8 protein-coding genes and 1 pseudogene are annotated in these 11,257 nt (G+C 31.9%); 4 read left to right on the top strand and 5 right to left on the bottom strand.

What is annotated here, in order from left to right:
* A partial coding sequence (locus ACIQ11_RS05270; protein ID WP_396153476.1) for a transketolase family protein occupies nt 1-399 on the top strand: 399 nt, incomplete at its 5' end.
* 71 nt (nt 400-470) lie between these two features.
* Here ACIQ11_RS05270 and ACIQ11_RS05275 read toward each other — a convergent pair.
* Complete coding sequence (locus tag ACIQ11_RS05275; protein WP_396153478.1) at nt 471-1,334, bottom strand: bestrophin family protein; 864 nt, start codon at nt 1,332-1,334, stop codon at nt 471-473.
* A 60-nt stretch (nt 1,335-1,394) separates the two neighbouring features.
* A complete protein-coding gene (locus ACIQ11_RS05280) occupies nt 1,395-3,932 on the bottom strand; it encodes a DUF559 domain-containing protein (protein ID WP_396153491.1) in 2,538 nt (845 codons plus the stop codon).
* A gap of 169 nt (nt 3,933-4,101) precedes the next feature.
* On the opposite strand from ACIQ11_RS05280, the gene ACIQ11_RS05285 reads away from it, so the two are divergent.
* Nucleotides 4,102-6,186: a M1 family metallopeptidase gene (locus ACIQ11_RS05285; RefSeq protein ID WP_396153480.1), complete on the top strand. Its 2,085-nt coding sequence runs from the start codon at nt 4,102-4,104 to the stop codon at nt 6,184-6,186.
* Nucleotides 6,187-6,258: 72 nt separating this feature from the next.
* Here the strand turns inward: ACIQ11_RS05285 and ACIQ11_RS05290 are convergent, their stop codons facing one another.
* Nucleotides 6,259-6,783 carry a hypothetical protein gene (locus ACIQ11_RS05290; RefSeq protein ID WP_396153482.1) on the bottom strand — a complete coding sequence of 175 codons (525 nt, stop codon included), beginning with the start codon at nt 6,781-6,783 and terminating at the stop codon, nt 6,259-6,261.
* A 180-nt stretch (nt 6,784-6,963) separates the two neighbouring features.
* Between ACIQ11_RS05290 and ACIQ11_RS05295 the strand changes: the two genes are divergently transcribed.
* Both ACIQ11_RS05295 and ACIQ11_RS05300 read left to right on the top strand, forming a co-directional pair.
* Entirely contained in the window at nt 6,964-9,297 is a 2,334-nt protein-coding gene (locus ACIQ11_RS05295) for an ATP-dependent helicase (RefSeq protein WP_396153485.1), read from the top strand.
* Between the two features lie 39 nt (nt 9,298-9,336).
* Nucleotides 9,337-9,957 carry an L-threonylcarbamoyladenylate synthase gene (locus ACIQ11_RS05300; RefSeq protein ID WP_396153487.1) on the top strand — a complete coding sequence of 207 codons (621 nt, stop codon included), beginning with the start codon at nt 9,337-9,339 and terminating at the stop codon, nt 9,955-9,957.
* Between the two features lie 71 nt (nt 9,958-10,028).
* Here the strand turns inward: ACIQ11_RS05300 and ACIQ11_RS05305 are convergent, their stop codons facing one another.
* Both ACIQ11_RS05305 and ACIQ11_RS05310 read right to left on the bottom strand, forming a co-directional pair.
* Nucleotides 10,029-10,961, bottom strand: a complete 933-nt coding sequence (locus tag ACIQ11_RS05305) for a LysR substrate-binding domain-containing protein (protein ID WP_396153489.1) — start codon at nt 10,959-10,961, stop codon at nt 10,029-10,031.
* Nucleotides 10,962-11,097: 136 nt separating this feature from the next.
* A pseudogene (locus ACIQ11_RS05310) lies at nt 11,098-11,257 on the bottom strand (peptide chain release factor 1); the annotation flags it as partial.

Consider the following 11,257-nt stretch of genomic DNA (forward strand, 5'->3'; position numbering starts at 1 on the left):
GGAAAAGCCATTTTATTAAATGAAGGAACAGATGTAACGATTATCGCAACAGGACATTTGGTTTGGGAAGCTTTAATCGCTGCTGAAGAATTAGAAAAACAAGGCGTTTCTGCTGAGGTAATCAATATTCACACCATTAAACCTTTAGATGAAGAAGCAATTTTAAAATCGGTTGCTAAAACAGGTTGCGTAGTTACTGCTGAAGAACACAATATTTTAGGTGGTTTAGGAGAAAGTGTTGCCAGAACGCTTAGTTTAAATACGCCAACTCCACAAGAATTTGTAGCAACAAATGATACGTTTGGAGAAAGTGGTACACCAGAACAATTAATGGAAAAATACGGATTAAATAGTACGGCTATTATTGAAAAATCATTAAAAGTGATAGCAAGAAAATAATATTATTTAATAATTAAAAAAAATCCCGTTCCGATATTATCGGAACGGGATTTTTTGTTATAGTATATTGGTTATAATATTTCTTCAACGTGTTTTTTAATGTTACTTGCTATTTTTGAAGTGGGTAAATCGTTTTCATCACCGCCAAAAGGATCTTCAATTTCTTCGGCAATTAATTCTAAACTTGCCAACACATAAAAGATAAAAACAACTACAGGAATAATATAATATCCTAAGGTAAAAACATATCCAAAAGGCAATGTCATCACATAAAAGAAAATAAATTTTTTAATAAACGCACTGTAAGAATAGGGTATTGGTGTGTTTTTTATTCGTTCACAAGCACCACAAACATCAGTAAAAGATTGTATTTCTGAATTTAATATAATTAATTGATTTCCAGATATTTTATTAGATTTATATAAATCATTAATTTTACTGAATATCATCTTAGCTACTTGGTTGGGTTTGTGCTTGTTTTGGTCTATTTCGAGGTCTGATCCTTCAAATAAAACCTTACCAACTTCTTCATTACTTAAATGTTTCGCTAAAATTGAAGCAAAACTTGGAATCACTTTTCTAAAATAATTTTTATCCGATTCACTTTCCAAAATAGCGGCTAACTTAATGGCTAAATTTCTGGAATTATTAACTAAACTTCCCCATAATTTTCTTCCTTCCCACCATCTATCATATGCAGTATTGGTTCGGTAGGCCAAAAGCAATGATAACACAAATCCGACAGTTGTATGTAATACGGAAATATTCTTAACGTGACTATTTTCTTTTAATTTGAAATAATGTATTTCGAAATAACAAATGGCACCAGAATACACGCCAATTAAAATCATCATTGGGATTAATTGACGAAAGGTATCCGATTTATGAAATCGAAAAATAAAAGTAATCCAGTCTTTTGGGTTGTATTGTACCATTGTTTTTGTTTTAAATAAAATTGTTAAATCTATTTTCTGTAATCTACATTCATTTTTCCATTACGAAATATAATTCCAAATACTTTTCTTCTTACTGATTTCCATAAATACAGCCTTTAATTTGGCGTGTTCAGGTAAATTCATACTTGGATCTTCTTTAAGAAGTTTTACAGCTATATGTCTTGCCACTTGTAAAATATCACGGTCTTTTACCAAATCGGCAATTTGAAGGTTTAACACGCCACTTTGTTGTTTTCCCATTATATCTCCGGGACCACGAAGTTTTAAATCGACTTCAGCAATTTCAAATCCGTCATTGGTTCGCACCATTGTTTCCATTCGGGTTTTGCTATCTTCAGAAAGTTTGTAATCCGTCATTAAAATACAATAACTTTGTTCGGCACCACGACCAACTCGTCCGCGTAATTGATGCAATTGCGACAAGCCAAAACGTTCGGCACTTTCAATTATCATAACAGATGCATTTGGAACGTTTACACCCACTTCAATAACCGTAGTTGCTACCATAATATTGGTTTTTCCTTCTGCAAAGCGTTTCATTTCTTCATCTTTGTCGGCAGGTTTCATTTTTCCGTGTAAAATAGAAATAGAATACTGCGGTAAAGGAAAATCACGAGAAATACTTTCATAACCGTCCATCAAATCTTTATAATCCATTTTTTCCGATTCCTGAATTAATGGATATACAATGTAAATTTGTCTTCCTTTGGCAATTTCATCTTTTATAAATTTCCAAACTACTAATCGTTTACTATCAAATCGATGTACGGTTTGTATTGGTTTTCTTCCTGGAGGTAATTCATCTATCACCGAAATATCTAAATCACCATATAAACTCATCGCTAAAGTACGTGGAATAGGAGTAGCGGTCATTACTAAAACGTGAGGTGGAGTAGCCCCACCAACCTCCCCAGAAGGGAGGCTTGCCAAGATTGTGTTGATTTTATTAATGACGTTATCAATGTCGCCAATAACTTGTTCGTTCGTAAAACGAATCACTTTGAATCCAATTTCATTTAAGATTTGTGTTCTTAATTCGTCGGCTTCTCTTTGTTCTAATGTGTTATGATAGCCACCATCAACTTCAATTATTAGTTTTTTCTCTAAACAAACAAAGTCCGCAATGAAAATATCAATAATATGTTGTCTTCTGAATTTATACTTTATGTTTTTATTTCTTAAGTTTTCCCATAAAATACTTTCAGCTTGAGTACTATTTTTTTTGTTCTCTTTTTGAAGTTCTTTTAAAAGTTTATATGTGGATGGTCGGGCTGTTTCGTATTTTTGTTTAATACGTTCGATTTCCCCTCCTTTGGAGGGGTTAGGGGAGGCCTTTCCCCACAATTTACTTCTTTGTTCTACACCAAAACGATGTTGCTCATCAATTACGGCTAAACCTAAATTTTTAAATTGAACTTTATCTTCTAATAAAGCGTGTGTTCCGATTATAATATCTAACGTGCCGTTTTCTAATTCTTCGTGAATAATTCTTCGTTGTGCAATTTTCGTTGAACCTGTTAATATTCGAATATTAATATTCAAATCTTTAGCTAATTCGGTAATGCCATTAAAATGCTGATTTGCCAGAATTTCTGTAGGCGCCATTAAACAACTTTGAAAACCGTTATCTTTCGCGATAAGCATACACATTAAAGCGACAATGGTTTTACCTGAACCCACATCACCTTGCAATAAACGATTCATTTGTGCGTGACTTCCCAAATCGTTTCGTATTTCTTTTAATACTCTTTTTTGCGCATTGGTGAGTTCAAAAGGTAAATGATTGTTGTAGAAATTATTGAAATTTTCGCCAATAATTTCAAAAGGAAACCCTTTTATTTTATGTTTTCGAATTAAATTTTTAGTGATTAATTGCAGTTGAATGAAAAATAGCTCTTCAAACTTTAATCGAAATTGCGCTTTAGCTAAAAGGTCTTGATTTTTCGGAAAATGAATGTTTAGTAATGCATCTTTCTTTGGAATAAGCTTTAATTCTTCAATAATGGAATCAGATAGCGTTTCTGAAAATAATTGATGCGTTTCCGAAAATAATTGCATCATCATTTTATTGATAACTTTATTCGTAACACCTTTATTATTTAGCTTTTCGGTACTTGGATAAACAGGCTGCATCGCACTTCGTAACGTGGTTTTGTGTTCTTCCAACAATTCCATTTCTGGATGCGCCATATTGAAAACCGATCCAAATTGTGTGACTTTCCCAAAAATAACATAAACGGTATTGAGTTTTAAACTTTCCCTAACCCATTTTTGTCCCTGAAACCAAACCAATTCCATTTGTCCCGTATCATCTAAAAAAGTAGCGACTAATCTCGATTTTCCTTTTCCTTGGTCGATGGTTTTAATATGAACGACTTTTCCAATAATTTGAACTTCTGAATTGCTATTTACCAGTTGGTTAATTTTGAAATAGCGCGTTCTATCGATATATCGATTAGGGTATAAATTGATTAAATCACCATATTTATGAATATTCATTTCTTTGCGAAGTAATTCGCCACGTTGAGGACCAACGCCTTTTAAATATTCTATGGGAGTATCGAGTAGGTTCAAAATGAATTACAATATCAAATTACAATATCAAAAACAAAAAATAATGAAAATATATTAATTTTTACAATATGTTTTTGAATTTTGTTATAAAGCGAAGATAGTTATTATTTGTTAAATTAGAAATGAGTAAAATTAAAAATAGTTATATTCGTATCTAATTTTAAATTAATTTATGAAAGCGCTGTATTTTCTGCTTTTTTCAATTTTTTCCTTTTCGCAACAAACGAAATATGTTGATTTTTTGACTTGTACTGCTTCTTTATATACAAATTTTGAAGAAAAATCTATTTCTGGAAGTGTAACATACGAATTTAAAGTAAAGCAGATTGTAGATACTATTAAAATCGATGCCAAAAACATCGTATTTTCTGACGTTATGATTAATGGTAAAATGGTGAAATATAAAAATTCAGGAAAAACATTGGATCTATTTGATGGGTATTCTAAAGGAAAAAACAAACTAACGTTTCAGTACACTGCCATACCGAAACAAACGCTTTATTTCATAGGTCAAGATGAAAATAGGCAAATCTGGACGCAAGGCCAAGGCAAATATTCAAGCCATTGGTTGCCGAGTTTTGACGATGTAAATGAGAAAGTAATTTTCGGGATAACTATTAACTATTTTGTTGATATGGATAAATTTGAATTTAATCCTATTGCATTATCTAATGGTAAATTAAATTTTGAGAAAAAAACTATAAGTTGGAGTAGAGGCGTTAACGATATAACAAGAAATTATCAAATGCAAAAACCTATGTCGTCTTATTTGGTAATGTTGGCGTTTGGAAAATTTGGGATGCAAGAAGTCAAAAGTAAATCAGGAACGCCTTTAGAATTCTACATAGATAAAAATGATTATTCAAAATTCGAACCTACATATCGCTATTCTAAACAAATTTTCGATTATTTAGAACAAGAAATTGGTATGAAATACCCTTGGAAAATCTACCGTCAAGTTCCTGTTAGAGATTTTTTATATGCAGGAATGGAAAACACGACTTCTACGATTTTTTCTCAAGATTTTGTAGTGGATTCAATTGGTTTTAATGATAAAAATTACATCAATGTAAACGCCCACGAATTGGCACATCAGTGGTTTGGCGATTTAATAACAGCGCAATCAGGAAAACATCATTGGCTTCAAGAAGGTTTTGCTACTTATTATGCGCTTTTAGCTGAGAAAGAAATCTTTGGAGATGATTATTTTTACAACGAGTTATATGATTATGCATTGCAGTTGAAAAATGCAGCCAAAACCGATACCATTCCAGTGATGAATGAAAATGCAAGTTCGCTATCATTTTACAAAAAAGGCGCTTGGGCGTTACATACGTTACGAGAAGATATCGGTGCGAAAAATTTCCAAAAGGCAGTAAAAAAGTATTTAAAAAAATACCAATACAAAAATGTAAATACTGATGAATTTTTAGCTGAAATAAAAAAGGTTGCTAAAGATTTTGATATTAAAAAATTCAAGAGTAAATGGTTGGAAACGGCAGGTTTTGATATGGTTTTAGCGGAAAGTTATCTGTTTAATAATAAATCGGTTGCGGCATATATTCAACTTACCAAAGAGAAAAAGGATTTAGAGAATTATAAAGCCATTTTAGAATCTGAAACGTATTTTCCTGTAAAACAATATATTTTTTATAAGTTAGGAAACACACCTTTTGAAGACAAAAAAGAGTTGATTGAAATTGGTATGAAACAAAACGTATATGTTCGCCAAGCCATTGCAGAAACAGTGAGTGAAATACCAGTTGAATTTAAATCGCAATATGAGACATTCTTAGACGATGATTCGTATAAAACAAAAGAAATTGCCTTGATAAATTTATGTAATTCTTTTCCAAATCAAGCAAATGAATATTTAGAAAAACTAAAAAACTTGCAAGGGAACAATGATAAAAGTTTACGTATTACTTGGTTAAAAATCGCATTAAATTTAGATGTAATTTTAGAATATAAAAATCTGTATTTCAATGAATTGTTAAATTATACTTCAAGTAATAATGAAAGTTCAGTCAGACAAAATGCTTTAGAGGTTTTGTTGGAATTATATCCTGAAAACGAACAAGTAATTCGTGCTTTGTTTCAAGCAACCAATCATCATAAATGGCAATTCACTAAATTCGCAAGAGAGAAAATTCGAACCTTGTTAAAACAACCAGATTTTAGAAATCAAGTAGAAAATTTAGTCAAAACTGCGGATGAAAAAACGGCTGCTTTGTATATGAAGTTTTTAAAAGAATAAAGTAATAAAACACAAATTTCACATATTTACACAAAAAAATCTGCGTTAATCTGTGAAATCCGTGTAAAATTTTTAAAAAACCCTTTTCAATTCTTCTTTAATAAAACTAATCGCTACAGCACTTGCGCTTTCTGTTTGTGTAAGTTCTTGAAGTAGTTTCGTTCTTAGTTCTTCCCCTGAAGCCACTTCGCCTTCAATCGAAAATCGTCTAATTTGAGTAATAATACTGTTTTTGGCTTTTAAAATAATTTCCCAACTTTCTTGAGTGAAATATATTTGTTGCGCAATATTGTGTTCGTATTCAGTTTGAATAGTATGCACGAGAAGTGTTGCGTAACTTTGAGGGTCTAAAGAGTTTGGTTCTACACGCATCATTAAATTTATAGGATTGATGCGTTCTAAGAATAATACAATACGCTCGTATGCTTGCAATCTAATTGGCAACCCTAAACGTTGGTTTTCTCTTAAAAGTTCAAATTTTCGTTTGTTTTCTTCGTTTTTGAAAAATTTATGCAATAAACCAAACGCTACTCCGCCAGTTATAATTGCTGGCAAAGTGTAAGTGGCAATTTCAAGTAATTTTGCTTCTATGTTCATTGGATTTTTTTTACAAATCTAAAATATTTTTTTAAAAGTTAATGCAATATTTAATTCTTATGTTATGTTATTACTTTTAATCGAAAAATTGTTGATAATTTACAGTTAAAAGACAATTAAAATCAGATAAAATCACTTCATAATCTGTATTTTTGCTTTCCTAATTATCCTATTTTAGTAATGCAACAATACATAAATCAATTAAATGAGGCACAACGTGCGCCAGTTTTACAAAAAGACGGTGCTATGATTGTTATTGCTGGTGCTGGTTCAGGCAAAACACGTGTGCTTACCGTTCGAATTGCTAACTTGATGTATCAAGGTGTAGATGCTTTTAATATTTTAGCCTTAACATTTACCAATAAAGCAGCACGTGAAATGAAAAAACGTATTGCTGAAATTGTGGGAAATAATGAAGCTAAAAACCTTTGGATGGGTACATTTCACTCTGTTTTTGCTAAAATTTTACGAAGTGAAGCTGAAAAATTAGGTTATCCTTCCAATTTTACTATTTACGATTCTCAAGATTCTTTACGTTGTTTGGGTGGTATTATTAAGGAAATGCAATTGGATAAAGATGTGTACAAACCCAAACAAATTTTAGGAAGAATTTCCCAATATAAAAACTCATTAATTACAGTACGTGCCTATTTCAATAATCCCGAATTACAAGAAGCCGATGCGATGAGTAAAAAACCTCGAATGGGAGAAATTTACAATAATTATGTAGAACGTTGTTTCAAGTCGGGTGCGATGGATTTTGACGATTTGTTATTGAAAACCAACGAGTTATTAAATCGTTTTCCAGACGTTTTAGCGAAATACCAAGATAGATTTAGATATATTTTAGTTGATGAGTACCAAGATACCAATCATTCTCAATATTTAATTGTAAAAGCACTTTCAGATAGATTTCAGAATATTTGTGTGGTGGGAGATGATGCGCAAAGTATTTATGCTTTCCGTGGTGCGAATATCAATAATATTTTAAACTTTCAAAAAGATTACGATGGTGTAAAGATGTATCGATTGGAACAGAATTATCGCTCTTCAAAAAATATTGTAGAAGCGGCGAATAATGTTATTGATAAAAATAAAACCAAACTGGATAAGATTGTTTGGACAGCCAATGATGACGGGCCTAAAATTAAAGTGCATCGAAGTGTTACAGATGGTGAAGAAGGGCGCTTTGTAGCTGGAACTATTTTCGAACAAAAAATGCAAAACCAATTACCGAATTCGCATTTTGCTATTTTATATCGTACCAATGCGCAATCTCGTGCTATGGAAGATGCGTTGCGAAAAAGAGATATTCCGTACCGAATTTATGGCGGATTGTCTTTCTATCAAAGAAAAGAAATTAAAGACGTCTTATCCTATTTACGATTGGTAATCAATCCAAAAGATGAAGAAGCATTAGTTCGTGTTATAAATTATCCAGCAAGAGGAATTGGCGATACTACTGTAGAAAAACTTACGGTAGCTGCCAATCATTATAAACGTTCCATTTTTGAAGTGATGGAGCATATTGATAAAATCGATTTAAAATTAAACTCAGGTACGAAAACCAAGTTGCAAGATTTTGTTACGATGATAAAAAGTTTTCAAATCATCAATGAACAACAAGATGCCTTCACGTTAACAGATCACGTAACAAAGAAAACAGGTTTAGTACAAGAATTAAAAAAAGATGGCACACCTGAAGGAATTGCCAGAATCGAAAATATAGAAGAATTATTAAACGGTATTAAAGATTTTACCGAAGGTCAAAAAGAAATTGATGGTGCTCGTGGTGCTTTGGCAGAATTTATGGAAGATGTGGCGTTGGCGACAGATTTAGATAAAGACACAGGCGATGATGATAGAGTGGCATTAATGACGATTCACTTAGCGAAAGGATTAGAATTTCCACACGTTTTTGTGGTAGGAATGGAAGAAGATTTGTTTCCAAGTGCGATGAGTATGAATACCCGAAGTGAATTGGAAGAAGAAAGACGCTTGTTTTATGTAGCCTTAACTCGTGCCGAACACCAAGCGTATTTAACGTATGCGCAATCGCGTTACCGTTGGGGAAAATTGGTAGATAGCGAACCTTCACGTTTTATCGAAGAAATTAATGATGAATATTTGGAATATATGAATCCGATAGATTCGGGTTACCGATACAAACCAACTATGGATATTGATATATTTGGAGATGTGGATAAATCTAAATTGCGATTGGCTAAACCAACTGCAGGAACGCCACCCGAATACATTAGCAAAAACGAACCGGTTTCGTCTATTAATATTAGAAGACTAAAACCGTTAAATAGTGGAGTAAGTACATCGAAAAACAATGTTACAGATGCAAATTTAGCTGTTGGAAACATTGTGATGCACGAACGTTTCGGAAAAGGTGAAATTGTAGGTTTAGAAGGTGTAGGAGCAGACAAAAAAGCAGAGATTCGTTTTGATGTTGGTGGCTTGAAGAAGTTGTTGTTGCGATTTGCAAAGTTAAATGTGATTGGGTAACGCTTAAAGAAATTAGCTTTCAGCATAAAGCAAAAAAATATGGCAGAATTCATAAAAATATACGAAGACAAACCAAGCGAAACAGCCATTAAAAAAGTAGTGGAAGTTTTAAAAAATGGCGGATTGGTCATTTACCCAACCGATACCGTTTATGGTTTAGGTTGTGACATTACCAATTCTCGTGCGTTAGAAAAATTAGCGAAAATTAAAGGTGTGAAGTTAGAAAAAGCTAATTTTTCTTTTGTTTGTAGTAGTTTAAGTAATATTTCAGATTACGTAAAGCAAATTGACACGCCTACTTTTAAAATTTTAAAACGAGCGTTGCCCGGCGCTTATACGTTTATTTTGCCAGGAAATAACGACTTACCAAAAGACTTCCGTAAGAAAAAAACAGTCGGAATTCGAGTACCAGATAATAATATTGCCATACAAATTGTGGAAATGTTAGGCAATCCAATTGTTTCAACATCCATTCACGATGAAGATGAGGTAATTGAATATTCCACCGATCCAGAATTAATCTTTGAGAAATGGCAAAACCAAGTCGATTTAGTTATTGATGGCGGTTACGGAGAAAACATAGCATCAACCATTATCGATTTAACGGGTCACGAACCAATTATTATGAGAGAAGGAAAAGGTGATGTAAATGTGATTTAAATTACAAATTTCATATATTAAATCCTAAATCGTAAATCCCAAATCGTAAATCGTAAATCCCAAATCGTAAATTACTTAGGGCTTACAATTTCCACATCACTAAATGCAATTGCACCTCTAACTACACCTTGAATGGTTGATTTTAACGCATCAATAATATGAATCTTTAATTCGTTTTTAGAGAAAATTAAACTCACTTCTCTTGATGGTTTTGGGTTAACAAACTGCTTTAGTTTTGTTTTGTTTTTATCGTTTAAATCTAATGTATGTAAATAGGGAAGTAGGGTAGTTCCTAAACCTTCATCGGATAATTTAATTAAAGTTTCAAAACTGCCGCTTTCTAATTGAAAATGATTCTCACCAATAAAATTATTGTTTTTACATAGATTCAAAACACTGTTTCTAAAACAATGTCCGTCTTGTAATAACAATATTTTCTCTACATCTAAATCAGCAACTTCAATTTCTTTTTTTGCTTTATTAAGACTGTTTTCTGGTATATAGGCTACAAAAGGTTCGTAATATAGAACGATTTCCTTAAGTTTCTCTTCATCTAAAGGTGTAGCAGCAATAGCACAATCTAAATGCCCATTTTTAAGTTTTGTAATAATATCCGAAGTATTTAATTCTTCTACAATTAAGTTTACTTTTGGATATTTTTTTATAAAAGTATTTAAAAACATCGGAAGTAAAGTGGGCATAATCGTAGGTATCATACCAATACGAAAATCGCCACCAATAAATCCCTTTTGTTGGTCTACAATGTCTTTAATTCTATTTGCTTCGTTAACTATATTTTTAGCTTGAGTTACAATTTTGCTTCCTACTTCTGTTAAACCAATAGGTTTTTTTGTTCGATCAAAAATTTGGATGCCTAATTCTTCTTCCAATTTTTGAATTTGCATACTTAATGTCGGCTGCGTAACAAAACATTTTTCGGCAGCTAATGTGAAATTTTTGTTTTCAGCAACAGCTAAAACGTAATATAATTGGGTAATGGTCATAATATCAATATTTGTGATAAAAGTAAAAATTTCTATTGTAAAAAACTATTATTCAAGAAAAGATTATAAAAAAAAACTCTGAAAACAAGCCAGAGTTTTTATAAATCGTAAATAGTAAATCCCAAATCGTAAATTATTAATATACTTCCGATTCTTTTAATTTTTCTGTATTGGCAACTAATTGTAATTCGTCAATAAATTTATGAATTTTTCCAGACATTACGCCGTCCATATCAAAAACATCTACGCCAATTCTATGGTCAGTTACACGCCCTTGAGGGTAATTATAGGTTCTA

The organism is Flavobacterium sp., from assembly GCF_044361065.1.
Lineage (GTDB): Bacteria > Bacteroidota > Bacteroidia > Flavobacteriales > Flavobacteriaceae > Flavobacterium.

Excerpts from the sequence above, each read along its gene's own strand:
- ACIQ11_RS05275 (WP_396153478.1), bottom strand. The coding sequence starts at position 1,334 with ATGGTACAATACAACCCAAAAGACTGGATTACTTTTATTTTTCGATTT.
- ACIQ11_RS05285 (WP_396153480.1), top strand. The coding sequence starts at position 4,102 with ATGAAAGCGCTGTATTTTCTGCTTTTTTCAATTTTTTCCTTTTCGCAA.
- ACIQ11_RS05290 (WP_396153482.1), bottom strand. The coding sequence starts at position 6,783 with ATGAACATAGAAGCAAAATTACTTGAAATTGCCACTTACACTTTGCCA.
- ACIQ11_RS05295 (WP_396153485.1), top strand. The coding sequence starts at position 6,964 with ATGCAACAATACATAAATCAATTAAATGAGGCACAACGTGCGCCAGTT.
- ACIQ11_RS05300 (WP_396153487.1), top strand. The coding sequence starts at position 9,337 with ATGGCAGAATTCATAAAAATATACGAAGACAAACCAAGCGAAACAGCC.
- ACIQ11_RS05305 (WP_396153489.1), bottom strand. The coding sequence starts at position 10,961 with ATGACCATTACCCAATTATATTACGTTTTAGCTGTTGCTGAAAACAAA.